This is a genomic window from Rhizobium esperanzae, assembly GCF_014197615.1.
In the GTDB taxonomy this organism is placed as follows: Bacteria; Pseudomonadota; Alphaproteobacteria; order Rhizobiales; family Rhizobiaceae; genus Rhizobium; species Rhizobium esperanzae_A.
In genome coordinates this window covers 222738-247942 of sequence record NZ_JACIFY010000007.1, presented here as the reverse complement: position 1 = coordinate 247942, position 25205 = coordinate 222738, and the positions used below count along the sequence as shown (strand labels likewise).

Genomic DNA, 25205 nt, shown 5'->3' with positions numbered 1-25205 from the left:
TCATCCATCGGGCCAGCAATATCAATGCTCTATGGCCAACATAGGGCATCAACAGAAACTCACTTTGAGAGGTTTCTTGAATATGCCCTTTCGATCGGGTTGAGGTCGGGTGAATAGGCCGGCAAGAACAGCAGCCATGCTCCCCGCTCCTTGACCAGTTGTGCGGCACGCTCGCTCTTGTGGAAGCCGACATTGTCGAGAATGACGACATCGCCCCTCGACAATGTCGGGGCGAGTTGAGTTTCGATCCAGGCTTCGAAGATCCGTCCGTTCATCGGTGCATCGACGATGAACGGCGCAGTCAAGCCGTGACATCGCAGTCCGGCGATGAAGGTCTGGGTTCTCCATTTGCCGAATGGCGCATGGGTCCGATAGCGCTGGCCTCTGGGAGACCATCCAGTGCGCTTGGTCAGCTTGGTATTGGTCGATGTCTCATCGATAAAAATCAGCCGGGCCAATGCTTTGTTGAAGAAGCGCCGGCGTCGCTTGATCCACAGGTCACGGGCGTGCGCGATCTCCGGCCGCAGCTGTTCGCTGGCCATGAGGCTTTTTTTATTGCTCAGCCCAAGCCGTTGGAGAAACCGACCGATCGTGGCGCGATGGACCATCACACCGCGTCCGGACAGTTCGAAACACAATTCGTCCAGCGTCACATCGCCATCGCCGGCAACACGCGCGACAATCCACTGGCTATGCGCCGTCAATTTACCACCACCTGCTGCATGGCCCTGCCTGGCCGGCGCCACCGAGCCCTGCGACCGGTGCAGGATCATCATATTGTTGACGAACCGCGGCGATACCCGGAAATGCCGGGCGGCTTCACGATGGCTATTGCCTTCCTCTACAAACGCAACCACTCGCACACGCAACTCTAACGGATGCGGCTTGCCCATGGTCGATCTCCTTCCATGCACAAGTGAATCACAAATCAAGCTTCAACGGAATCCTGAATCACGTAAGCTGCGACACGCTTTAGATGTTTGATCCCGGATTTTGATGGTGCAATCTTCTCGCAAGCTTGGAGAGATTCGCTATGGGACAAATTCTGCATGGGAGCGCCACGACGACAGAGGCGATCCGTCGAGCAATACAAATAGTCAAGCGAGCCTGAGAGTTCTGGCGAAGCGGTGTGGGATCAACCAGAAGACCGTTGCCAAATGGAAGAACGAACTTCGACGACTGACTTGGTGACCGGTCCGAAAGCCCCTCGATCGACGGTTCTGTCGATCGAGGAGGAAGCGGTGATCGTCGCGTTCCGGCGCTATACGCTGTTGCCTCTCGACGACTGCCTCTATGCGCTGCAGCCGACCATTCCGCATCTGACCGTTCCTCACTGCATCGTTGCCTGCAGCGCCATGGCATTTCCAAGCTTGCCGATGTGGGCGGCGACAAGCCTGTTCGCCAAAAGTTCAAAGCCTATCCGATCGGCTATTTCCATATCGATGTGGCCGAGGTGCGGACGGAACAGGGCAAACTGCACATGTTCGTCGCCATCGACCGAACCTCGAAGTTTGCTTTCGTGGAGCTGCATGAGAAGGCGACAACAGCCGTTTCGGCAGACTTCCTACGCCGCCTCAAGGCCGTGCCCTATAAGGACCATACCGTTCTTACCGATAACGGCATCCAGTTCACCACGCCCGGCGCCGGCGGCTCGGCCGTCCCCCTGATCAAGGAAGCTATGGCGGCCGGCGAAATCATCTGGGCACATGCGTTCGAATATGCCTGCGCCAAGGCCGATATCGAACACCGAACAACCAAGCCGAAACACCCCTGGACGAATGGCCAGGTCGAGCGGATGAACCGGACGATCAAGGAGGCGACCGTTAAACGCTATTACTACGAGAGCCACGAGCAACTCCGCCAGCACCTCGCCGACTTCGTCTCAGCTTACAATTTCGCTCGCCGCCTCAAGACCCTCAAAGGCCTCACACCCTACGAATATATCTGCAAATGCTGAACAATCGAGCCTGAACGATTCTGGCTCGATCCAGCCCATCAATTCCCGGGACTAAATATCTAGCCCTTTTTAGCGCGCGTTCAAGGGTGGCACGTTCCACGCAATCAAACTTCACCATCGTCCTGGAACGCATAGCAGGCTGGCAATTACCACAGAAGCTCGATGCACGTTTTCGACAGCGCCGATCCACCATCCAGTCGGTATGGCCGCTGGCTCGGACTGAGTCATTTTGTCCCCATGCCGATTTCTGACGCAATGTGGCGCAAACAGAGCGGCGCGTCACTTCAGAAATGCGGCGTCCGCGCACTGTTTTCAAGTGCCCATCCGTGGCTTGATATGCTTGAGCTTTGGAATATTGGGGATCCGACGACCGTGAGAAACGCAACAAGAGACCTTGCATTCGCAGATGAATTCATCTCCGCCAAGTTGGTGGAGGACGTTGTCGATTATGACGTGAGCGACGCGGTTGTTGTCAACCTCGGCCCCTCGCCCATGGTAACGGGTACGGAACATCCAGCGATCGTTCCTGCTTGGAAATCGACCTGGCTGAAGGGTGGGAGAATCAAGTCGGCGGAACGTGCAGCATTGATCAAGGTCGTCAAAGCGACGAACCTTGGGGGCGCGCAATTCCGCGGGTGGGATTGGCTCGGAAATCGTATCCGTAGCTTCCCGCGTGACACGCCCCTCTTCATTTCCGCTCAAGACGAGATCGGTCAGGTGAGGATGGACCCCCGCGTTTTCACCAACGAATCCGCCGAGTCTACAGCTGAGCAAACTTTTACGCTGAAGTTGAACCTGTGGTGGTCCCCTGGCGACACGGATTGCTTCATTCACAATGAGCATCCGTTCCTCGAAGTACACACGCAAATCCACGGCCTCGGGCGGATGCAGAAATTCGCTGAACGCGATCAGTCAACGCTCTACGAAGACGTCGTCATGCCGATTGGCTATTCGCACGATCCGTTTTGCAGGGTGACAGGACATAATCAGTGGACCTATCCTTGGCATAGATATTACGCAGACACGGACTCCGTTTGGTTGGCTGTTGAGCTGCATCCTTGATGGCCTTGGGCGAATTTCAAGACATCTGGATCATGTCCGAGCCATCACCTAGATATTGAAGGGCCTCGCGAGGTATCGCGGGGTCGTTTTTATCCATTACCGTGATCCCCTTGATTTGCTCCCTCCTAAGCAGCCCCGGCCCTCGATAGTGAAGGGCAACTTTGGTTGAGTAAGGCTGGCGGAAGACGGTTGCGGCAATGCCGCTTGAAATCCCGAACATGAACTTTTTGGAGTTTCGCTTCACCTGCGCATAGACACCGAAGGTCAGTTCGTTTGACTGAATTCCTTCAAAATCCGCGGTGAAGAGGCGATCTGCGATCGGAAAGCAAAACCCATAATATTTGAAGACATACTCCATCTTCTTCGGGTCGTCGAAACTGGGGAACCGTTCGACATAATAGTGTTGCAGGAACTGGTTGGATCGGTAGATGCAGAATGCCGACTTCAGCACGAAACCTTTGTAGATCGACGAAAATTGGTATCGATCGTAGACGCCGATCAGGTCGCTATCGGGTACCGAGTTTTCCACCAACATGGTCGATACAAATCGCGAAAACTCCGGCAACTGCCGCGCCGCCGACATAGCGTGGAAAAAGTTGCCATCGACGAGGGTTCTGAATTCTTCGGGGTCGGAGAAAAGAATGGGAACACTGAGGCCAAAGTAGTTTGCGATGATCCTCATATTCGCTGCTGACGGAACATGAGAGCCCGAAAGATATTTATTAAACTGCTGCCGATTTACCTTTATCTTCCTGCATACAGCTGCCACTGACCCTTGTTGATTGCAAAGAGTTCGAAGATTGGCGGCGAAGAAGGCCGTATCGCTAATCAGATGGTTCATTGGCCGTCCAGAATATGACGCGTATTGACGCTATAACTACGCTATATCGCGAAAGCCTCAAACGCAATGCGAAATTGCTCCGGCCGTCATTCCCCTTACATTTTATCGGGAATATGAAGGGGATCGATCATTGCCAGCAAGCGCCGAAATCGGTTGGGCGATTATGGGCACGGAAACCATTGCTACGGAGCACATGGTATCTGCGATCCGATCGATTGGCCATTTGCCCCTCTGGGTTTTCAGCCGAAACCTTCAATATGCGCAGGCTTTTGCAGGCGATCTAGATGTTTCGAACGCTACCAGTGATCTGACAACTGTCTGGGCTGCCCCCCAGGTCCGGTTTGTCTATGTTAGCGCGACGAGAGATCGGCGCCCCTATCACGTGGCTGCAGCAGCGAGAGCCGGTAAGCACATCTTATGCGATGGGCCCCTCTGCGATGATCGCGAGCAAGCCGCGGAACTAGTGAAACTCTGCCATGACATGAAGGTCACTTTAGCAGTGCATCACGTCGCCCGCGCATCCAATGTGCACCAGACGATGAAGAGGCTAATCCGCGACGGCGACATTGGCCAACTGCAATCGATAATTGTCGTTCGTGGCGGTCCCCACGAGCCACCGCCGCAACGGCGCGGTAAGGTCGAACGCGCTGCTGGCGACATCTTCTTCGATGCAGCCATCGAAAGTGTCGACCTTGCCCGATACCTTACGGATGCCGAACCTCGCCAAATCAGCGGGCTTAAAAAGGTACAGGATCAACTCCCGCTGCATCTTGCGTTCTTAATGCGCATGAACGACGGCTGCATCGTTCAGGGGCATGAGAGCTTCGCAGTCTCCGACATCGAGGATATGGTGTTGGTGGCCGGCAGCAAAGGCTCACTGATTGCAAATGGCACCTTGAACGGGCGCGGAGCTGGAACCCTAACCCGGCGAATTGCAGGCAAGAATGAACTGATGCCAATACGCGAGCGCGATGTCCACGTTGCCGCATTGCAGGATTTCGTTGCAGGACTGCATGGAAGGCCGACATGGCTTTCGACCGGAGAAGATAGCGTCTCCAACCTTTACACCATCGAGGCGTTGCAAACATCGGTGAAGACGGGCGAGCTCGTTGATTTACATCATATATCGGCAACCGGTACAGGAGCACCGTCGTGACAACTCGTCAAAAGATCATCCTACACTCTCTGGTGGCGAAACACTCAACGATGGCCATCGATGTGGAGATCGCGAGGCAGTTGAAATTCGATGGCCTCGAGGCATCCGGCACGAAAATCAGCGACTGCCTTGCCGCCGGCGTCTCCAAATCTTCCCTGACCGAGATGATCGGCGGCATGCTTATCCCTGGGATTGGTTTTCTGGTTGACATCGAGCGTCAAGACCATGAACGAAAACAGTTGTTTAGTGACGCGGCACGCCTTTTCGAATTGGCAACGATAGTCGGCGCGAAGGGTGTCGAGGTCATAACGGGACCGCTCAGCATTGAGGTTGTAAAATCCAAGGCTCTAAACAAGGGACTTTATCGCGGACTGATCGACAGCCCGGAACGGGAGCAGATCAACCTTACTGCAGCCAATCTGCAGGAACTCGCCGACCTCGCCGCATCGCATGGTCTAATCCTATATTTGGAATCGCTTTCTTGGACACCGCTGAACACGATCGACAAGCAGCTCAAGGTGATAGAGAAGGCAGGGCGAAGCAATGTCAAGCTGCTGATCGATTACTGGCACTGCTACACCTCGGGAGATACCCCAGAACGAGTTGCAAAGATCGACAAGGATCTCATATACGGGGTTCACGTGTGCGATTCCCTTGAGTTCAAGGGAGGCATACCGGACGAGCCAGTGCTTCGCGATGTGCCGACCGGTGAGGGAGTTTTGAACCTGCAGGAATGGACAGACGCGGTAAAGTCGACCGGCTATGAAGGCTGGTGGAGCTGCGAACTCTTCTGCAACCGAAACCACCAGGAAAACAGCTTTGAAGTTGCCCGGCAGCTCAAATCGCTGATGCAGTCCCTCATTGGCGTAGCTGCTTGAGAGCAATTCTTGAGGCTGCTTTGTCTAGGATCGTTTTCGAGCTTTGAGATCGGAGCGGCCTCGCCATCACGTGTGCCCTCCTGCCCTTCCAGATGGTGAAAGATCGGAGCCTTGGCTATATGACGCATGGTGTTTGCGTCATAAGCGGTGCCCCGGCTACACCTTGACCAAAATGCCCTAGGCTTTTCGAAGATTGTCGCCAGAGGCGGCCTGCTTCCCACGGCGCAGAGTTCCGGCCGTAAACGCGCCCGATGCCGCCGACCAGCCGCCCGTTCGACCGAGACCGCGCAGGCACGTGCGAGAGCGGCGATCTGGGCAGCAGCAGACGGCCTTTCTTCGAGATGGATCGTGACGGAAACCACCATGATTTCTGTGCGACTAGCTTGATCTATCGTCGGCTCAAAGCGGGTATATCGACGATTATTGCTACGAACGCTACCGGTCTTCGGGTGCCGGCAGAACCAGCTTTCCACCGCCACGCCGGTGTTCGCCAAGTGGAAAGGTGGTTCGGCTGTAAGTCACGCGAGCTCAGACGTCCGCCGTCTCGAAAGCATTCGTTTTTTACCTATCCAGCCTTTCTGCCCGGTCGAACTTTCCTGCCAATGCGCTATGCGCGCGCAAGCAGGAAATCCGCAGCTCGCTCGCCAATCATGATGCATACGGCATTTGGATTTCCTGAAATCAAAGTGGGCATGACTGAAGCATCGGCAACCCGAAGCCCCTCTATTCCATTAACCCGAAGCTTTGGATCGACAACCGCCATTTCATCCGTGCCCATTCGGCACGTACCCGACGGGTGGAGGGCTGCATGTGCATGACGCTGGCAGAAAGCGCGCACCTCATCCCGCGTCAGCACGCTCCGGTCGGGCACGTATCTGGAGTGAAGGTATGTGGCGATGGCAGGTCTGGACATGATATCCATTGCTTTCAGCGTGCCTTCCGTAATTGCGTCCAGGTCGTAGGGATCGGAGAAGTAGTTGGGAGCGACTCTAGGATCGGCAGCATAATCGGAGCTCGTCAGCGTGACCTCGCCGCGTGATCTCGGTCGGATCTGCCCTAGGTTGATGGTGCATCCGTTACCACCCGGAACAGCATCGACTCCTTCCTCGATACCGGCGCCCACGACCATGAAATACTGAATGTCGGGAACCCGTTCGTCCTTGTTGCCCCACCAGAAAGCCCCTCCCTCGATGAGGTTCGAAGAGGCAGGCCCCCCCTTAAAGAGCGCGTAGTTGAGACCCGCAGCGGCTTTCCAATGCAATTTCTTGTATTTGTCGTAACTGTGAGGCCCATTCAGCTGATAGATGAGCGAAATTTCGACGTGGTCCTGAAGGTTTTTGCCAACGCCAGGTAGATCGACGTGTATCGTGATGCCGTGACGGCTTAATTCTTTTGCAGGACCAATTCCGGATAGCATCAGCAACTTCGGGGTACCGATCGCCCCCGCCGAAACGATAATCTCTCGTTCAGCCCGAAGAACATGCTTTTCGCCGTTCCTAATATACTCAACGCCGACAGCTTTTCCGTTTTCGATGATGATGCGGCTAACGACAGTTCGGGTAACAACCTGCAGATTTGGCCGCCCTCGCGCAGGCTTGAGATAGGCAACAGCCGCACTGCTGCGTCGACCGTCCTTGGCCGTGATTTGATAGAGGCCACAACCGGCCTGATTTCCAGAATTGAAATCGGCGTTGTAAGGCATTCCTGCCTGTTGACACGCTTGAAGCCAGCTCCGTGTCAGCGGATGAATGTAGTCGATGTCAGAGACACCCAATGGTCCGCCAACTGCATGAACTTCGTTGCAAAAGCGGTTGTTGTCTTCGGCGCGGAGAAAATAGGGTAGAACGTCATCATATCCCCAGCCCTCAGCGCCGAGCTGAACCCATTGCTCGTAGTCAAACGGTACGCCGCGAATGTAGATCATGGCGTTCACAGAGCTGCCGCCGCCCAGGACGCGGGCTTGAACCATTGTCTGCTTTTCGTTTCGGGCCAACTCGGGGCCAGCTTCCCAGCTCAACCGCTTGAGCAATCCACCTTGCGCTGTTTTATAGTAAGCTCCAGGTATGTGTATGTATGGGCTGGCATCGGGCGGCCCCTCTTCGAGAAGCGCCACCTTGACGGTTTCGTCCTCAGAAAGGCGCGCTGCAATCACGCAACCGGTCGAGCCGCCCCCGACAACGATATAGTCATAGCGGCTTTCCTTGCCTGAGGCCGGCTTCACGCCATAACGAGCAGAACCGAGACAGTCCATGAGCATTAGCGGCTCCCTATCGATGCACCGGCCTTGATTGCGAGAGCAGCAATTGTAAGGGCCGGGTTGACAGCTGCGGAGGTCGGCAATACCGAAGCGTCAGTGATGTACAGGTTCGAGACATCATGGCTCCGGCAGTTCAGGTCGACAACCGAAGTTTTCGGATCGCTTCCAAGCCTGGCGGTTCCGCACTGATGAGACGTCGTCTTCCTTCCGAACGTATGGGTAAGCACGACTGGGAAGCCAGCCTTGCGCATCACCTGCTTCGTCTTCTTGATCAGCGCTTCATGCGCGCGCACGTTTGAACGCACCCAGTTGACGACAATCCGATCGTCCTTGACCATGACCCGGCTTTCCGGGTTCGGAAGATCTTCGCTGGTGAGGAACCATCCGTACGCATGTCTTGCGATGATATTAATGAGCCAGGATGGGGCAGGTACGGGAAAATTCGCTTTCAGAATGTTGCCGGTGATGTGACCAAGCAGTTGCACGTTTCCTAGCGGCGCGCCAAATTCGTTGTTCTCATTGTAGAAATCGTTGAACGCTAAAGTCTTCTGATAGACTGAGGCGTTCCGTCTGTAGTCCAGCACGAGCATCGCGGACGTGTTATGGTTCATGAAATTTCGGCCCAACTGGTCCGAACTGTTTGCCAAACCCTTCGGATGAGCCGCGTTTGCAGATCGAAGAAGCAATGCGGATGTCTGAACAGCCCCGGCAGCCACAGCGAAGACATCCGCCGTAATTGAATGTGCCGCTCCATCCTTCGTGAAGGTCGCTGATATGATGCGCTTTCCTGTTTCATCTGTTTCCAGGCGCGATACGCTTGCGCCAGTAATGATGCGCACATTCGGGTGCTGAAGGGCACCACTTAAAGGCCCGACCTCGGCGTCTATCTTACCTAACCCGGTATTTGGGAAGGCATCCCAGCCGGTTCTTGCACGCTTGAGCCATGCCTCAATATCGATAGCAAGAGGAAGACTAGCGGGATGGATACCCGCATTTTTTAGACGCGCTCGGACCGATGCGATGGACGGCTCATCGGGAACAGCAGGGTAGGAATAAGGTCGGCCGTGGGGAGGTTCCGTAGGATCCTCTCCAATGGCACCCCGCACGCGGAAGACCTCTTCGGCGCGCTCATACCATGGCTCGAGTTCATCATATGATATAGGCCAGCCCGGTGAGCTTCCATCCAGATGGGGACGAGGCAAAAAATCTTCTTTCCGGTAACGGTACATGACCGCTCCAAAGAACTTCGAGTTTCCACCGACGTAGTAGTAGTTGTTGGCCAGAAAGCTCTCGCCGTCAGTTCCTAGCCAGTTCTCGGTCGGCCGGTAGAACCCCTTTTGAAAGATCGCAATGTCGTCACGGGCTTCGGCGGTGTCTTTAAGGTAGTCGCCGCGCTCGAGGATAACGATCCGTCGCCCCGAGTCGGCCAGGCTGTACGCCAGGGAACTGCCGCCAACACCGGAACCGATAATCACAATGTCTGCATTGTGCTGCATGGGAGCGTTGATCCTCAATCGATTCGAGATTCCGTTTGCGCATCGAACAACACGATCTTCGAGCCATCGACAGACAAACAAGCTTCGGCTCTTGATCTTGCAGTGTTGGGCGGAAGCCGTGCAGTTACCTCCACGCCCGCGAGCTGGAACACAACAAGCGCGTCCGGTCCGGTAGGCTCGACAACGTCGATATCGACTGTGAGGCAATTCGCGCCTGCGCTCGATGCGGGGCTGAAGTTTTCTGGTCGGATACCGATCAGCACCTCCTTGGCAGAATATTTGTTCAGCGCCGACGCGGAGATTTGAATCCCTGAAATGCGAGCGGGCGCCCGGTTCGGGATTTGCACCACGGCGCTTACATTGGAGCCGTCGGCTTCAAGCTTTGCAGGAACGATGTTCATGGACGGCGAGCCGACAAATCTCGCGACATAAACGTTGGCAGGCCGATCATAAACCTTCTGAGGTTCATCCAGCTGCTGGACGATGCCGTCCTTCATCACGGCAACGCGTGTCGCGAGCGTCATTGCTTCGATTTGATCGTGCGTGACGTAGACGATCGTCGTTCCCAAGCGCTGATGGAGGCGCTTGATCTCTGTCCGCATGTCAACACGAAGCTTTGCATCGAGGTTCGAAAGAGGTTCATCGAACAGAAAAAGTTTTGGCTGGCGGACGATAGCACGTCCCATGGCGACGCGCTGACGCTGTCCGCCGGACAATTGCGACGGCTTTCGATCTAGCAGGTGACTGATCTGGAGCAGCTCTGCTGCCGCACGAACAGCTTTGTCGCGATCAGCATGGGTGACCTTGCGGATCTTCATGCCGAATTCGATGTTCTCACGCACCGTCATGGTTGGGTAAAGTGCATAAGACTGAAACACCATTGCAATGTCCCGATCCTTCGGGGACAAATCATTGACCACGTTGTCAGCAATGCGAATCTGACCGCCGGTGATCGTTTCAAGACCCGCGATCATGTTGAGGAGCGTCGATTTTCCGCAGCCAGATGGTCCCAGCAGCACGAGAAAATCGCCGGTCCCAATCGAGATCGAGACCTCCTTCAGCACTTCGAGGTCACCATATGCTTTGCGGACGCGATCGATTTCAAGAGTAGACATTGTATCAGCCTTTCACGGCACCGGCAGTCAGTCCGCGGACGAAATAGCGCCCGGCGATGACATAGACGACAAGGGTTGGAATCGCGGCAATCATTGCCGCGGCCATATCGACGTTGTATTGCTTTCGACCCATCGTCACGTTGACGATGTTGTTAAGTGCTACGGTGATCGGTGATGACTGACCCGCAGTGAATGACACGCCGAACAGGAAGTCGTTCCAGATCTGGGTAAATTGCCAGATGCATGAGACCACGATGATCGGAAGAGCAGCTGGCAACATGATCGAGAAGAAGATGCGGAAGAATCCGGCACCGTCGATCTGAGCCGCTCGTGTCAGTTCGTCCGGAATTGTAATGAAGTAGTTCCGGAAAAACAGGGTGGTGAAACTGATCCCGTAGACCGTATGAACCAAAACCAGTCCTGGGATCGTGCCGGAAAGTTTCAGTGCGCCGAGCAACTGCGCCATTGGCAGAATCACCGCCTGAAATGGCAAGAAGCAGCCAAACAGCAACATTCCGAAGATGAAGTTGGAACCCGGAAATCGCCATTTCGTTAGAATGTAGCCGTTAACCGCCCCGATCATGGTCGATAGAGTGACAGCAGGAACGACCATGAGAAGCGAGTTGACGAAGTACGGCTTGAGACCGCCGCATGCAGTACCGATGCATGCCTCGTCCCAAGCTTTCTGCCAGGCCTCGAACGTCACTGCCTTCGGAAGTCCAATGAACGAGCCGGAATAGATTTCATCAAGTGACTTCAAAGACGTGACGATCATCACCCATAGCGGCATCAGATAAAAAGCGGCAAGTGCAATGAGCGACCCGTAGATAAATACTCGGCCAAGCTGGAGAGAACGCCGCGCTGGCCTTGCTTCAATGTGCATTGCGGTTCTCCTTCAGTTCGGAGTACAGATAGGGCACGATGATTGCCGCAACGGTCATCAACATCATCATCGCGCTGGCCGCCCCAATGCCCATCTGGTTCCGCTTGAACGTGGCGGAGAACATGAACGTCGAGGGCATCTCGGTCGCGCTGCCCGGACCACCGCCTGTCAATGCCAGGACAAGGTCGAAGCTCTTGATCGATATGTAGCTGAGCAAGACAACGACGCTGAGAAACGCCGGTCGCAGCATGGGGACGATGATGCTCATATAGATGCGCGGCAGCGTCGCGCCCTCGATTTGAGCAGCCTTGATAATCGACGTGTCGATGCCGCGGAGACCGGCGAGGAAGATCGCCATGGCAAAGCCCGTTGATTGCCACACCGCTGCGATCACGACACAATAGATTGCGTATTCTGGCCGCGTGATCCAATCGAAGACGAAGCCTGTCCAGCCGAGTTCGTTGACGACCTTCTGGACACCCAACTCGGGGTTGAGAATCCACTTCCACGCGGTACCCGTTACGATGAACGACAGCGCCATTGGATAAAGGTAGACAGCCCGAAGAAAGCCCTCTGCCCTCACCTGTTGATCAAGAAGGATGGCAATGAACAGACCAAGCGCAATGGTGATTGCAAGGAACAGCACAGTGAAGATGAACAGATTTGCGACAGCTGTCTCCCACCGGGGCGTTGCCCATAGGCGCGCGTATTGTTCCAGGCCAACAAAATCGAACCTTGGAACCATTTTCGAGGAAGACAGGGAAATTCCGGCCGTCCAGGCGATGAAGAGATAAACCCCGACGAAGACAACGACCAGGCTCGGCGACAAAACGATCCGAGGTAGCCAGCGCGTCAGTTTATCTTTTAGCGAAGGTGTCCTGTGCATCACAGTAATCCGGCGTTGAAGCGTATTGACGATTCAGGGCGCCGGCTTAATGCCGGCGCCCTGATGATGGGTCATCGAGCGTTGTCAATGCCGTCGACAAGCGCCTTGACGGCGTCCTTGGCGGACATATCTGTCACAAAGAATTTACCGACAACGTCACTGAACACACCGGAAAACTGTGGCTGAGTGGCGAAACCTTCGGTGAGTCCACCGAGCATGGCATCGCTCGCAATCGCCGCTTCTCTATCGGCAAAGCTCCGCTGGGCACACGCGTCAAAATCGGCGACCGAAACGTCGGAGCGAGCCGGGATCGACCCCTTGATCTTGTTGAATTCTTTCTGGACTTCGGGGTCCATAATCGACTCTGCCCACGCATCCTGGCCGGCTGTGATGGCCTCGTTATCGATCTTGAACATGCCGAAAGCATCGATGACGAACTTATAGTTCGGCGTGGCCGACGGGGTCGGGAAGCACAGGAAGTCTGTCCCAGGCTTCATGCCTTTCGCCAGAAATTCGCCTTTGGCCCAGTCACCCATGATTTGCATTGCAGCTTTTCCGCTTGCAACCATGCCAGTTGCAACAGCCCAATCGCGGCCGGTGAAGCCTTCGTCGACGAGGCCGCGCACCTTGCGAAGCTTCTCGAATGCATCGACCATTTTGTCACTGCCAAGGGCCTCTTCATCCAGATCCATAACGGCCTTCTTGTAGAACTCCGGGCCGTTCACATCGACAAGGATGGCTTCGAACACTTCGAGGATCTGCCACGGCTCATCGCCCATCGCCAAAGGAACGACACCTGCGGCCTTCAACTTGTCGCCGTCGGCAATCAATTCATCCCAGCTCTTGGGTTCGGTAAGGCCAACTTTGTCGAACACAGCTTTGTTGGCCCAAACCCAATTCTGCCGGTGCATGTTGATCGGCACCGAGATGAAATCGCCGTCACTCTTTACGAAAGCCAGCAGCTGCGGAGCAAGTGCCTTGTCCCAACCGTTTTTCTCGTACTGGTCGTTCAGCGAACGGAGAACCCCTTCTTTTGCCCAGTCCAAGCCTTCGAAACCTAGAAACTGCATGGTAGCAGGGGGATTTCCTGCCGCGAGGCGCGTCCTAAGGGCCTGAAGCGCGTTGCCGCCAGATAGGCCTCCGACTGCGCTGTCTTGCCAAATGTAACCTTTTTCGGCGAGCTTGTTTGTGATCACCTTAAGCGCGTTCACCTCGCTCTCGGAGACCCAGTGATGGATACCTTCGATCTTCGTCTTTTCCTGAGCAACGGCTGCTACCGGGAGAAGCGCTATCGAGGCTGCGAGTAGAGTTTTGAGTTTCATGGTAGTTCCCCTTTTTGGTTAGAGATGATGATCGGCTACCCATCGATCGGCGATGAAGCCGCCAAGGAATCATGCTTTGACGGGCGCCGCCGCCTCGGCATACGGAATGTTGCGCCCGCCATATCGGCGCACGCGAAGATTCGCTTGTTCCGCATGACCCGCGAAGCCTTCCATGATGCAAAGCCGCGAAGTATAGCCGCCGATCAATGCAGATGCTTCGTCGGTCTCGATCCGCTGATAAGTGCAGGTCTTCAGAAACTTCCCGACCCACAAACCGCCGGTGTATCGCGCCGCCTTATTGGTTGGGAGCGTGTGGTTGGTACCGATAACCTTGTCGCCGAAAGCAACGTTGGTGCGGGCGCCCAGGAAAAGCGCGCCATAGTTCGTCATGTTTTTTAAGAAATAGTCGGGATCTCCGGTCATGACCTGGACGTGCTCCGAAGCGACGCGATCGGCTTCAGCAACCATTTCTTCCAGGGTATCGCACAGGATGATCTCGCCGAATTCGGCCCATGCCTGACTTGCAATAGCCGACGTGGGAAGGATTTTGAGAAGGCGGTCGATCTCGCTAAGCGTATCTCGCGCGAGCTTTTCGGAATTCGTTATCAGGACAGCCGGCGAGTTAGCGCCGTGTTCCGCTTGGCCGAGCAGGTCGGTTGCGACAATCTCGCCGTCGACGCTGTCATCAGCGATGACGAGAGTCTCCGTCGGACCGGCGAAAAGATCGATGCCCACCTTTCCGAAAAGCAGACGCTTTGCCTCGGCCACATAGGCGTTGCCCGGGCCGGCGAGCATATCGACGGGCTGGATGGTCTCAGTCCCGTATGCCATCGCTGCAATCGCCTGAACGCCGCCCAGAGAATAGATTTCGTCTGCTCCGGCAAGCGCCTGCGCAGCAACAATCTTGTTTGATATTTGCCCCTTGAACGGCGGTGCGCAGGTTATTACGCGTTCGCATCCTGCCACCCGCGCAGTCAGAACCGTCATGTGGGCAGATGCGAGGAGAGGATATTTTCCACCCGGGACGTAGCAGCCTACATTCTGAACCGGGACATTCCGGTGGCCGAGGACAACACCCGGGATCGTTTCGATCTCAAGATCCTTGAGGGAATCTTTTTGAGCCTGAGCAAAACGGCGGATTTGATCCTGGGCAAAGTCCAGATCCTCACGCTCCTGTTTCGTCAACGAATTGACTGCGGTTGAGATTTCCTCTTTCGACAGGCGATAGGACTCCCGATCAAACTTGTCGAACTGTACCGACAGCTCCCGAACAGCCTTGTCGCCGCCCGACTCCACCTTCGCGAGAAGTGTTTCGACTGCCTTGGTTACCGCGGCGTCACTGCCGCCTCCGTTGCTTGCCTTGGCTGTTTTGATGTGTCTGATCATGACATAGCTCTTCGTTCGCGGAAGCAGCACGCTCCGCAGTCGCGATGATTAAAACCTGGGTTTTGGGAGCGCCTGCCCGGCGCCCCGAGGATCAGGGCAGCTTAGAGATGCTGCTCGCGGGCACGCATTTCCGCGTAAGCCGCCTGTTCCTTTTCGTAGTAAGCTGGCGACGGGAAGTCCCACCAACCCGTCGCGAACGGGCCGGCCGCGTCACGCGAAACAATCACTTCGACAAGCGCTGGCCCACCGCATTCGAGAGCGGCTTTGATGCTGGACTCAAGGTCCTCGTTCTTCTCGACACGCCAGGCTTCAAGCCCAAACGCGCGTGCCGACGCGGCAATGTCAGCGGAGTATGGCTCGCCGTTGCCGGCATGATGATTGAATTCCGAGGCAACATGACGGCCCATGAACTTGCGCTGTCCGCCACGGATCGACATGTAGCCCTGATTGTTGAGAACAAGGAACACGACGTTGATACCGTTCATCACGGCAGTACCCATTTCCGGCAACGACATCATGAAATCACCGTCGCCGACGATCGCCACGACCTGCCTGTCAGGGCACGCGAGCTTGGCGCCAAGAGCAGCCGGCACTGCCCAACCCATTGGCGAGTAAGAACCGGACGTCAGATGGGTGCGTGGCTGATAGACAGGGAAGCTTTGCTTGACTGAACCCTGAGTATTGCCGGAGCCGACGACGACGATACCGTCACGATCGAGGACCTTGCGAAGCGCCATCAGCGGACGCTGCGAGGTAAATGGTGTTTCAACGCTGTTTTCACGAGGGCCTACCTGAGCGCGCCAGTCGGCTTTCGCTTTCTGAACGTCAGCAAGGAAGTTTTCGCGCCGTGACAGCAACTTCTGCGAGTCGGTGTCAGAGATAAGCGACAGGATAGCTTCGAGCGTGACCTTCGCGTCGGCCACGATACCGACTTCCGTTTCGTAGTTTTTGCCGATTTCGCGCGGGTCCAGATCAATATGGATCAGCTTCGCCGACGGAATGGAGAATGACACCCCCTTGGCATAGGAAGATGCAGACCAATCGGTGAAGCGGCAGCCGACTGAGACAACCACGTCTGCTGAAGCAGTGATCTTGTTGCCGCACGTGGTTCCGGTCTGTCCGACAGCGCCGATGAAGAGTTCATGATCCTCTGAAATCGCGCCTTTGCCATTCCAGGTGATAGAGACAGCCGCACCCAACTTCTCAGCGAGGCGAGTAAGCTCTGCAGATGCATTGGCCGTGATCGCGCCGCCACCCGCCACGATGACCGGACGTTCAGCGGTCATAAGAACCTTAACAGCAGCTTCGATCGCTTTCGGGTCAGGATAGGCAATACCGATGGGAAGGCGCTTTTCGAGCTGGTGGATGGTGACATCCGCAGCTTCAACCTGGACATCCATCGGAACTTCAACGTGGACTGGTCCAGGGCGCCCCGTCATCATCGCGTTGAAGGCACGGTGCATGATGCTTGGGAGGACCTGCACCGAATTGGCTTGCCATGCACGTTTCGTGACTTGCTCGGTCACGCGCGGAAATGCGTTGTCTTGATGGCGCTCCAGTTCCTGCATCGTCCCGTGGCCGTGCATGTAAGTCTGGGGGGAGCCGGAAACGTAGAAGAGCGAAGTGGAGTCGCAAAGAGCGGTGGCGAGACCGATGATGGTATTTGCGGCGCCTGGTCCGACGGAGGTCGAGCAAGCCATCGGTTTTCCCGAAGCGCGATAGTATCCATCGGCCATATGGACAGCACTCTGCTCGTGCATGACCTGGATGAATGGGATTTCAGACCCCTCTTCCAAAAAGGCATCGAAGAGCGACCAGATTCCGTGACCGGGTACACCAGCCACATATTCCACACCGTATTCCTTCAAGGCCTTCGCGACGACTTGGCCACCAGTGAGCTTCATTGTTCAACCCTCGTTCCTTGCTTAAGACAGGTTGAAGGCTGCCGGCATTGCTGGCACTGTCCTCCAACAGTTAGGTCAGTGTGCGCCTTTGCTCGACGATTCCGCAACTTCGCAGGCACCGAAACGCTGATGCACAGTGAAGCGCCAAGCGCGATAAGCTGCTTCTGTCGGTCGCTTATGCTGTGAAAACGCTTGTCTTTTCGATTGAACAAGCCTGCAGGATCTGGGCGGAGGAGCCTGCGGGAAAAGCCGGTGGCCGACTTGCATATCTGGCGACAGGCGGACGTTTGAAAGCCGGCCCGCGGGGTTTCGGCACACTATGGCGCTTTGACGGCGTCAGTTTGCGCATGGGTGCGGCGACTTATCGTTGGTCGCCGATCACTGATGATCGGAGGCGGAGTTCCCATCCTGCCAAGGACAGTTGGGTTGCTGCCTTGGTGCCGCCGACGGAGTCGCAACTTGACGCGAATTCTGCGGCATATCGATGCTCAAAAGTTCGCGTTGCGAAGTGCAAAAACATAGTTGCGGATGCGATTCTCATGACCGCTAAGCGTGTCGCCGATGACGCGTCCTCGAAACACATTTTTCCTGCGAACCCGCACGCAGCTGAGACTGGCTGCAGAGTACGCAATAAAAAGACGCGAACTGAAATGGCGGATGTAATTTCTTTATTGGGAACATATGATGCCGTGAGCCAACCCCGGTCCATGAGTCATCCGCCTCGGCCCCAGCACCTATCGCTTCCTAGTCTCCTTGACACTATTCAACGCCAGCATGCCGCATATTTCTGGGATGGTGCCGACACGGCCACCGGTCTCCCCTATGACAGGCGGGGAACCAAAGGTGAGAAAATATCGGATCTCGTTTCCCTCGGTGGGGTTGGCTTCGGGCTGATGTCGATAATAGTGATGGCTGATCGTGGCTGGGTGGCGAGGCACCACGCCGCTTCACGCGTATTTGCAATACTCGACGCCCTGGCCGGGATACCGAGATATCGCGGAGCGTTTCCCCACTTCGTAAAAGCCAGCGATCTCACGGTCGTCCCGTTGGTGCCACTGGACGATGGGGCCGACCTCATTGAAACAGCGCTACTCGCCCAGGGGCTTTTATGCGCTCGAGAATATTTCGACGAGAAATCGCCGGCCGAAGACGAGATCCGAGAGCAAATACATCGAATTTTAACGGCGATTGAATGGAGCGGCTTCGTCCGTCCGGGAGCCCGACCATCGCTGTTCTGGCATTGGAGCCCGCAGTATGAGTGGTCCCTCAACGTGCCGATCACAGGATGGAACGAAGGCCTTATTGCCTATGTCCTTGCTGCAGGCTCACAGGATCATTCTATTGACCCAGAGGTCTTCCATCTCGGATGGAAAAACGAGGGAGCCTATCGCAACGGCGAAAGCTATTATGGCCATACCCTCCCCGCCGGCTCGCCCTACGGCGGCCCGCTTTTCCTTTCTCAGTACTCGTTCTGCGGCTTGGATCCTCGCGGCTTGTTCGATGAACATATCGACTATTGGGATCAGGCCGTCGCTCATTCGGGAATTAACTATGAGCATTGCAGACGAAACCCAAAGGGGCACATTGGGTACGGAGTCTATGGGTGGGGTCTAACCGCATCAGACGGACCCAGGGGTTACCTCGTGAGCTGCCCGATGAATGACGTCGGCGTTCTTGCGCCGACCGCCGCGTTATCGAGCTTTCCATTTCTGCCCGCTCAGGCTGAAGCCGCGGCACGTGCATTTCTTTCTTACGGAAACGGACGTTTGTGGGGAGCGTTCGGTTTTGCTGACGCCTTTGCCCCGGCTGAAAATTGGGTTTCGGATTGCCATCTTGCGATCAACCAGGGACCGATCGTGGCGATGATCGAGAACTATCGCACGGGTTTGCTATGGCGCTTATTCATGAAAGCCCCGGAAGTAATGGTTGGACTGGCGCGCCTGGGAATTGACAGACGGCAACGAAGCCGGGATCCGGAGTCTCTGGGAGAAACACGACCGTGAGCAACAAGCTTGTTTGGCCTGCGCATACGACAAATTTGCCGGATTTCCGCACAGATCCCGCCTACGCGAACGGCTCAGCCTATGTCGATGGGAAAATCGTACCGATTGAGGAAGCGAAGGTGCCCCTCTTGGATTGGGGCTTCCTGCGCTCTGACGCATGTCAGGAGACGATTTCGGTGTGGGACGGCAGTTTCTTCCGATTAAGTGACCACCTTGACCGGTTTCAAAGGTCTATCCAGCGTCTCCGGATGGATACGGCTCCTGTCGAAAGGGCCGATATCCTCAGAGTGGTCCACGAGCTCGTTGCCGTATGCGGGTTCCGTGATGCTTACGTCCAAATCATCATGACGCGGGGACGTCCCCCCATCGGTAGCCGAGACCTGCGCCTCTGCTTAAACCGCTTTCAGGCGTTCTGCATGCCGTATATGTGGGTCGCCAGTCCAGAAAAACAGGAAGCGGGCATGGCGCTTCATATAAGCCGACGCGTCAGAGTTCCGCCGCAGTCCGTCGATCCATTGGTGAAGCACTACCATTGGCTCGACTTTGAAATGAGCTTGTTTGAGGCTTATGAGAAAGGGGCCGATACAGTGGTTCTCAGCGATCTCCACGGCAACATCACCGAAGGACCCGGTTTCAATATCTTTGCGGTCATTGACGGGTCACTGCGGACCCCCTCCTCCGGCATACTGGACGGAATGACAAGAAGGAGCGTCATGGAGCTCTGCAACGAGCTAAATGTCGGTGTCGTGGAGGAGCACATTTCCTTCGAGCGGCTTCTAAAGGCCACAGAGATTTTCCTTACGACGACGGCAGGTGGAATCATTCCAGTGTCTTCGGTGAACGGAACCACGGTCGGCTCAGGCGCTGTCGGCGAGCAAACCCGTCGCATCCACCACTCGTACTGGCATAAACGTAGCAGCGGCTGGTATGGCGAGCCTGTCGCCTACATCCCAAAAGCCTCCTTCGTGCGTAGGTCACATTGAATATGTCACGTTTCGACGGAGCTCGCAGTCGTTGAAGCTGCCACGGGGTTAGGCGTCAGTTCTTCCGTCAGCGCTTGGGCATTTGAATTCTCTCAGTGCGTTCTATCCCGCCTTGACTGCGTCTTGGCTCATCGGAAATACAGCAATTGGAAGCTCTCGAAAAACGATCCACACTGAGACAGGTCACGTCGTCGCCACTTTATTTGGGCGCAGCAATCGCGATGTTCCTATCGGGCCTCGGGACATCTGCCGCAGCTCCGCAGATCGTATTGTTCCTTGTGAAGGAACTCGATACGCCGATGGCCGCTGCCGGCCTGTTTTACTTGACAAACCTGGCGGTGCCGTTGGCCGGTTATGCAATCGGCAGCTTTTCTGATCGAACTGGCGACCGCCTTAGCCTTTTTCGCTTATGTGCTTTCATGGGCTTCATCGGTTGGGCGGGGATTGCGCTGTCGACCAGCAGCTGGCTGCCCTTTATCGTCAATACATTTGTCTTGGCATTTTCCGGAGCGGCCGCCTCGCAACTTTTCGCCGCTATTCACGATGACATTCAGTGCAGAACAACGCTGGTGAGTGACGACATCGTTCCAACGGTCCGAATGGCGCTGACAGCCGGGTGGGTCATCGGGCCTGTCGTGGGGACGTGGATAACGGCGCAGTTTGGAATTCGTGAGATGCTTTGGTTTACCTCCCTCTGCTTCCTCCTTCAAATAGCACCTCTAGGCACGCTCGCCACACCTCGGCCCTCCGAAACGCCGGGAGTGGCGGAAAAGCAGCGTCGCCAGCCAAGTCTCGAGAAGATGCTGCCCCTCCTTGCTTTTACTGGTCTGTTCGTCCTGGTCTATGCGGGAGAGTCGATCAAATATGGCTTCCTTCTGTTGTACATGGACGAGAGCCTTGGTCTAGACGCTGCGACACGCGGAGCCGTAATCGGAATTCAGCCTCTCGTAGAGCTGCTGATTATGCCGTTTAGTGTTCTCCTCGCGCGAAGAACAGGTATGCTTTGGCTGATGTCTATTGCCGCAGCACTTGGTGTTTTTGCAAACATCTGCTTTGCGAGCTGGAACAGCGTCATGGGCATGTTCGCGGGTCAGATCCTCATGGGCGGCGTGTGGGGCGTATTCGCGGCCCTGGGAATTATCGCCGCCCAACGACTGCTCCCGACGGCGGTCGCAACTGCCTCAGCCATATTCATGAGTTCTACGGCGCTTAGCAGCGCACTTGGCGGAGCAGCGGGCGGGTTGGGTATCGCCTTGCTCGGTCTTCCCTATGTATTTTTCCTGCCGGCAGTCTTTTCGACAGTGGCTGTTGTCGGATTGGCGTTCATGGCTAGGTCAATGAAGCTCCTTTGACGCGCTCGAGCGTTGCAGAAAAGTGCAGCAGTCGGATGCGCCCGTGGAGAATGTTGAGAAGACGATGAGGAACGTTATAGCGCTGCAGTTGTATTCGCTTAGATCACTAGGGTCTCTTCAAGCCCAGGTGCTTGGGGCCGCAAGCGCCGGCTTCAAGGCGGTCGAGCTTTTGGAAGAGCATTTGGAAGAGCCTACTGTTCTGAAGGCTTTACTCGAGGATCATCAGGTAGTGGCGCCGTCCGCGCATGTAAGCCATTTGGCACTACGCAATCACCTCGCGCGACTTATCGATGTATGTGAATTTTGCGAAATCAAGCAGCTCTTTGTTCCCGGCGTTGCATTTCGTACGCCGAAGGGCAGCGTCAGTGACTGGCGCTTTATGGGATGGGAGTTGGCCCGATTGGCCGAGCGATTGCACAATGCCGGGATAACACTCGGCTACCACAATATGCGCCAGGACTTTTTGCCCCTCGCAGATGGGCGCTTTGGCTTCGAAGTCCTAGTCGACACCGCCCGAGGAAGCCCGCTGAAGTGGCAGGCAGACATCGCGTGGATGAACCGCGCTGGAATGAACGCAGCGGACTGGTTGAAGAGATATCGGGGCATTCTCGTATCTGCCCACATCAAGGACGAGGCGCCCGTCGGCACTCACGAGGATGAAGACGGTTGGTCCGATGTTGGTGACGGTACCATTCTTTGGCCGTCGCTTTGGAAAACCGCCACCGAGTGCGGTGCGTGGTTGCTTGTGGTTGAGCACGACAACCCGAGACAGCCACTGGAATTTGCCAAACGAAGCTTGAGTTACCTTAGTCGATTCAACGCTTAAGAGTCTGTACGCCCATTCTGAGCACGGAGGACCTTCTACAATGGATCTGAAATATCGGATTGATCATTTTTCGCTCTTGGTCAAAGACCTCGCACGCAGCATCAAATTCTATCAAGACGTCTTCGGCTTCGAGATCATTGAGGAAACCAACAATGCGAAGATCCGCTGGCTCAAGATTGGAGGCACTGACACGGTTCACCTGAGCGAAGGCGACACAAGCACAACTTCTCTTCGAAAGGATACGCACTTTGCCCTGCGTGTGAGAGATTTCGAAGCATTTCTCGCCGACATGGAAAACCGGAGTATCGCCTACTACGACTGGCCCGGGAATATCAACAGGGTGGGCGAACGGTTCGATGGGTATCGACAGGTCTATATCCAGGATCCCGATGGGTATTGGATCGAAGTCAACAATCACGGCCTTCGATGACTTTAGGTTCCCTTCGCCTGTCCTTCAGCAAACGTGGCGACAGAACTTCGCATCAGTGCTACCCTCTAGCAGCTGTTTTGGACGCGCATAGAAACTCGCTTCGAGCTTGCGGCCACAATCGCAACAGAGAAGCTCGAAGTTAAGCTGCACGCCGGTTAACTCGGCCGACAGTGGCAGAAGAACGATTAATCCGGCCACAGCAGCCGGAATTATGCGTCTGCAGCCAAATCTGGATGTCAGGTGCGCTGTGAAGGGCATTGTAGCAATTGATCCAACGCCCATGCAAAGCAATAGGAAACCAAGGGTACCTTCATCCACCCGAAGCCGTTGCTTCGCAAGCGGTACGAGGGGAGCCCAAGCTCCAAGGCAGATGTCCGCTAAGCAGAAGACCAAACGCGTCGCCAGTCGTTCTCGAGCGGGATCAAACGCAGCAATCCGCATGTATCTATCCACTGGAAAACGAGCCAGCAGCCAGAGCGAATTACTGGCTGCTGGACGACGCGGTATGCCGTACGCGGTTGGCGGCCTCAATCAGCCGCTCGGCAGGCAGTCGGCCCGTTTGAACGGCGTCGACTATACCGTCGCAGAGCTCAGGCAAATGTGGACCGCCAGCAACCAACAGCAGATCCACACCAGCGCTGAGCGCTGTCACAGCAGTATCGACCAGCGATTGCCCGCGCATCGTGGCAGGCGCGTCGAGGTCATCGCTGATGACCAGGCCAGTGAATCCAAACTCGCCGCGCAAGAGCTCGATGACCTTGGCTGACGTACAAGCGGCGTTCTCCTGGTCTAAAGCGGCAACGGGAGCTGGTCCAGCCATTACGGCCATCGTCCCGGCTCTTATAGCTTCGCGGAAAGGCGTCGCATTTTCCAGGATTTTGTCCAGTCCGGACATCATTGAAACATCTACGAGAGCTGGATCGCCTGCCAGGTCGATGAACCCGGGAAAGTGTTTCGTGACCGCCGTGATCCCGGCTCGCTGAATCCCTCTGACAAATGCAGAGACAATACGTCCGACTTCTCTTCTGTCCGTTCCAAGGGTTCGACCTTCAAGCCACGGGTTCTGCCCCACAACAACGTCGGCTATAGGCGCGAGAAACATTGTTACTCCCAGCTCCTTGGCCGCCCGCGCTGTTTCGAAGCAACTGCCTTCGATCTCATCGGCCGGCAGACGCTTCGCCTCGTGTAGTGTGGGTAAAGGTGGAGCGAGCCCCTCAAGACGCCTGATGCCCCCGAGTTCTTGATCAACGGCAACAATCAAACCCGCCTGACCACGGTGCAAACCGTCGATGGCCGCGGTAACTGCCTGCTTGTTCTCTCGAGCGAGTCGGTCGCCGGACATGCCCCTGGCGACATATTCGGAACGGGATTCTCCGATCAGGACCGAGCAGCCGCCAGCATCAATGAAAGGAACCATTATGTTATGGAAATCCAATGTATCGAATGCTGGCAGAAACACAGCTCTCGCATCACGCTGAATTGTCTCGCTCACTGGCTATCTCCGAATTGCTTCAATGTTTAATCAATGCCGTCTCGGCAAACCGACGCCGCTTGCGCCACAGAAGCGGTTCTATCTTACCGTCCACCCATTAAAATGCTGATCGCAGCGGCATGAAGATCCTTGTTTGCGGAAGCGATAATGCGACCTCCATTTTCCGCGCGCGAGCCGTCAAATGTCGTCACTACGCCCCCTGCCGATTCGATAAGGGGGATCAACGGTACGATATCGTAGGGCTGAAGATTGAATTCGACGCAGATATCGATGTGACCGGCCGCCAACATGGCGAAAGCGTAGCATTCGCCGCCATATCGGGTCATTTTGACAGCGTCGTCGAGGATATCAAACCGAACGTCGGGGTTCCTGCGAACACCCTCGGGCGAATTGGTGTGCAAGACGGCATCCGATAGCTGCGCGCACCCACTTGTCTTCAGGCGCGTCGTTGTGTTGTCGGTCTTAAGCCAACTCTCGCCTTTGTAGGCCCAGAATCTCTCTCTGGTGATCGGTTGACTCATCATACCTACGGTCGATCGCCCTTGCTCGCAGAAACCGATCAAGGTGCCCCATACCGGAATTCCGAGCAGGAAAGGACGTGTGCCGTCGATCGGATCGAGGACCCACTGGCAGGCCCCAGTTCCGGTGAGCCCGTATTCCTCACCGACAATGCTGTGATCAGGAAACTCCTCGGAGATTAGCGCTCGCATTGCCAATTCAGCCTCTCGATCCGCTTCCGTCACTGGATCGAAACGGTATCCCTCTTTTGGCTTCGTCGTGGTCTCGAGCGTTTTTCGGAATCGCGACACTGTCTCGCGATCGGCCAGGTCGGCCAGCCTGTGCAAAAAGTCCGCCGTAGGAAGTTTCATCGTCTATCTCTATCTCGTTAGGTGGCGGCCACATGGCGACACCCTCGTTGCCCAACATCGGTCGTTGATTTCGCTGTTCATCCGGCATCGCTGTTGCGGCTTCGTAG

Annotated in this window: 20 protein-coding genes and 1 pseudogene; 9 read left to right on the top strand and 12 right to left on the bottom strand. The window is 55.7% G+C overall.

The annotated features are described in order from the left end of the window. Nucleotides 1-59: 59 nt before the first annotated feature. Nucleotides 60-893, bottom strand: coding sequence for an IS630 family transposase (locus tag GGD57_RS12305; protein ID WP_246713620.1), 834 nt, complete (start codon nt 891-893; stop codon nt 60-62). A gap of 140 nt (nt 894-1033) precedes the next feature. Between GGD57_RS12305 and GGD57_RS12300 the strand changes: the two are divergent. Both GGD57_RS12300 and GGD57_RS12295 read left to right on the top strand, forming a co-directional pair. After that, nucleotides 1034-2020 (top strand): annotated as a pseudogene (locus tag GGD57_RS12300) (IS481 family transposase). A 99-nt stretch (nt 2021-2119) separates the two neighbouring features. Further along, a complete protein-coding gene (locus GGD57_RS12295; protein WP_246713619.1) occupies nt 2120-3019 on the top strand; it encodes a hypothetical protein in 900 nt (299 codons plus the stop codon). Between the two features lie 16 nt (nt 3020-3035). On the opposite strand, the gene GGD57_RS12290 is transcribed toward GGD57_RS12295, so the two are convergent. Then, nucleotides 3036-3860 (bottom strand): helix-turn-helix domain-containing protein, encoded by an 825-nt coding sequence (locus GGD57_RS12290; RefSeq protein ID WP_088682542.1) that lies wholly within the window; start codon nt 3858-3860, stop codon nt 3036-3038. A gap of 130 nt (nt 3861-3990) precedes the next feature. Between GGD57_RS12290 and GGD57_RS12285 the strand changes: the two genes are divergently transcribed. After that, entirely contained in the window at nt 3991-5016 is a 1026-nt protein-coding gene (locus tag GGD57_RS12285) for a Gfo/Idh/MocA family protein (RefSeq protein WP_246713618.1), read from the top strand. Beyond that, nucleotides 5013-5894, top strand: coding sequence for a sugar phosphate isomerase/epimerase family protein (locus GGD57_RS12280; protein ID WP_348645973.1), 882 nt, complete (start codon nt 5013-5015; stop codon nt 5892-5894). The genes GGD57_RS12285 and GGD57_RS12280 overlap by 4 nt, the downstream gene beginning before the upstream one ends. A 607-nt stretch (nt 5895-6501) precedes the next feature. Here the strand turns inward: GGD57_RS12280 and GGD57_RS12275 are convergent. The 8 genes from GGD57_RS12275 to GGD57_RS12240 form a co-directional block, all read right to left on the bottom strand. Further along, nucleotides 6502-8151 (bottom strand): GMC family oxidoreductase, encoded by a 1650-nt coding sequence (locus tag GGD57_RS12275; RefSeq protein WP_184470003.1) that lies wholly within the window; start codon nt 8149-8151, stop codon nt 6502-6504. After that, on the bottom strand, nt 8151-9647 hold the full coding sequence (locus tag GGD57_RS12270; protein ID WP_184470001.1) for an FAD-dependent oxidoreductase: 1497 nt from the start codon (nt 9645-9647) through the stop codon (nt 8151-8153). Before GGD57_RS12270 ends, GGD57_RS12275 begins: the two co-directional genes overlap by 1 nt. A 14-nt stretch (nt 9648-9661) precedes the next feature. Then, nucleotides 9662-10762, bottom strand: coding sequence for an ABC transporter ATP-binding protein (locus GGD57_RS12265; RefSeq protein ID WP_184469999.1), 1101 nt, complete (start codon nt 10760-10762; stop codon nt 9662-9664). Nucleotides 10763-10766: 4 nt separating this feature from the next. Further along, nucleotides 10767-11645 carry a carbohydrate ABC transporter permease gene (locus tag GGD57_RS12260; protein ID WP_184469997.1) on the bottom strand — a complete coding sequence of 293 codons (879 nt, stop codon included), beginning with the start codon at nt 11643-11645 and terminating at the stop codon, nt 10767-10769. Then, entirely contained in the window at nt 11635-12531 is an 897-nt protein-coding gene (locus GGD57_RS12255) for a carbohydrate ABC transporter permease (protein WP_184469995.1), read from the bottom strand. Before GGD57_RS12255 ends, GGD57_RS12260 begins: the two co-directional genes overlap by 11 nt. A 71-nt stretch (nt 12532-12602) precedes the next feature. Then, entirely contained in the window at nt 12603-13853 is a 1251-nt protein-coding gene (locus tag GGD57_RS12250; protein ID WP_184469993.1) for an ABC transporter substrate-binding protein, read from the bottom strand. 69 nt (nt 13854-13922) lie between these two features. Next, nucleotides 13923-15239 (bottom strand): histidinol dehydrogenase, encoded by a 1317-nt coding sequence (gene hisD / locus GGD57_RS12245; RefSeq protein WP_184469991.1) that lies wholly within the window; start codon nt 15237-15239, stop codon nt 13923-13925. Nucleotides 15240-15340: 101 nt separating this feature from the next. After that, the gene (locus GGD57_RS12240; protein WP_184469989.1) at nt 15341-17143 is read right to left on the bottom strand and encodes a thiamine pyrophosphate-binding protein; all 1803 of its coding nucleotides are present in this window, start codon (nt 17141-17143) and stop codon (nt 15341-15343) included. A gap of 539 nt (nt 17144-17682) precedes the next feature. Between GGD57_RS12240 and GGD57_RS12235 the strand changes: the two genes are divergently transcribed. The 5 genes from GGD57_RS12235 to GGD57_RS12215 all read left to right on the top strand — a co-directional run bounded on the left by GGD57_RS12235 (nt 17683) and on the right by GGD57_RS12215 (nt 22737). Beyond that, nucleotides 17683-19146: a glucoamylase family protein gene (locus GGD57_RS12235; protein WP_348645972.1), complete on the top strand. Its 1464-nt coding sequence runs from the start codon at nt 17683-17685 to the stop codon at nt 19144-19146. Then, nucleotides 19143-20129: an aminotransferase class IV gene (locus tag GGD57_RS12230; RefSeq protein WP_184469988.1), complete on the top strand. Its 987-nt coding sequence runs from the start codon at nt 19143-19145 to the stop codon at nt 20127-20129. The genes GGD57_RS12235 and GGD57_RS12230 overlap by 4 nt, the downstream gene beginning before the upstream one ends. A gap of 146 nt (nt 20130-20275) precedes the next feature. Further along, nucleotides 20276-21481: an MFS transporter gene (locus GGD57_RS12225; protein WP_246713617.1), complete on the top strand. Its 1206-nt coding sequence runs from the start codon at nt 20276-20278 to the stop codon at nt 21479-21481. Nucleotides 21482-21524: 43 nt separating this feature from the next. Beyond that, complete coding sequence (locus GGD57_RS12220) at nt 21525-22307, top strand: sugar phosphate isomerase/epimerase family protein (protein WP_348645971.1); 783 nt, start codon at nt 21525-21527, stop codon at nt 22305-22307. Between the two features lie 40 nt (nt 22308-22347). After that, nucleotides 22348-22737 carry a VOC family protein gene (locus tag GGD57_RS12215; RefSeq protein ID WP_184469986.1) on the top strand — a complete coding sequence of 130 codons (390 nt, stop codon included), beginning with the start codon at nt 22348-22350 and terminating at the stop codon, nt 22735-22737. A gap of 481 nt (nt 22738-23218) precedes the next feature. On the opposite strand, the gene GGD57_RS12210 is transcribed toward GGD57_RS12215, so the two are convergent. Next, on the bottom strand, nt 23219-24229 hold the full coding sequence (locus tag GGD57_RS12210) for a glycoside hydrolase family 3 N-terminal domain-containing protein (RefSeq protein ID WP_348645970.1): 1011 nt from the start codon (nt 24227-24229) through the stop codon (nt 23219-23221). Nucleotides 24230-24312: 83 nt separating this feature from the next. Further along, entirely contained in the window at nt 24313-25098 is a 786-nt protein-coding gene (hisN, locus tag GGD57_RS12205; protein WP_184469984.1) for a histidinol-phosphatase, read from the bottom strand. Nucleotides 25099-25205 lie beyond the last annotated feature (107 nt).

Excerpts from the sequence above, each read along its gene's own strand:
- GGD57_RS12305 (WP_246713620.1), bottom strand. The coding sequence starts at position 893 with ATGGGCAAGCCGCATCCGTTAGAGTTGCGTGTGCGAGTGGTTGCGTTT.
- GGD57_RS12295 (WP_246713619.1), top strand. The coding sequence starts at position 2,120 with ATGCACGTTTTCGACAGCGCCGATCCACCATCCAGTCGGTATGGCCGC.
- GGD57_RS12290 (WP_088682542.1), bottom strand. The coding sequence starts at position 3,860 with ATGAACCATCTGATTAGCGATACGGCCTTCTTCGCCGCCAATCTTCGA.
- GGD57_RS12275 (WP_184470003.1), bottom strand. The coding sequence starts at position 8,151 with ATGCTCATGGACTGTCTCGGTTCTGCTCGTTATGGCGTGAAGCCGGCC.
- GGD57_RS12270 (WP_184470001.1), bottom strand. The coding sequence starts at position 9,647 with ATGCAGCACAATGCAGACATTGTGATTATCGGTTCCGGTGTTGGCGGC.
- GGD57_RS12265 (WP_184469999.1), bottom strand. The coding sequence starts at position 10,762 with ATGTCTACTCTTGAAATCGATCGCGTCCGCAAAGCATATGGTGACCTC.
- GGD57_RS12260 (WP_184469997.1), bottom strand. The coding sequence starts at position 11,645 with ATGCACATTGAAGCAAGGCCAGCGCGGCGTTCTCTCCAGCTTGGCCGA.
- GGD57_RS12255 (WP_184469995.1), bottom strand. The coding sequence starts at position 12,531 with ATGCACAGGACACCTTCGCTAAAAGATAAACTGACGCGCTGGCTACCT.
- GGD57_RS12250 (WP_184469993.1), bottom strand. The coding sequence starts at position 13,853 with ATGAAACTCAAAACTCTACTCGCAGCCTCGATAGCGCTTCTCCCGGTA.
- hisD (WP_184469991.1), bottom strand. The coding sequence starts at position 15,239 with ATGATCAGACACATCAAAACAGCCAAGGCAAGCAACGGAGGCGGCAGT.
- GGD57_RS12240 (WP_184469989.1), bottom strand. The coding sequence starts at position 17,143 with ATGAAGCTCACTGGTGGCCAAGTCGTCGCGAAGGCCTTGAAGGAATAC.
- GGD57_RS12235 (WP_348645972.1), top strand. The coding sequence starts at position 17,683 with ATGACCGCTAAGCGTGTCGCCGATGACGCGTCCTCGAAACACATTTTT.
- GGD57_RS12215 (WP_184469986.1), top strand. The coding sequence starts at position 22,348 with ATGGATCTGAAATATCGGATTGATCATTTTTCGCTCTTGGTCAAAGAC.
- hisN (WP_184469984.1), bottom strand. The coding sequence starts at position 25,098 with ATGAAACTTCCTACGGCGGACTTTTTGCACAGGCTGGCCGACCTGGCC.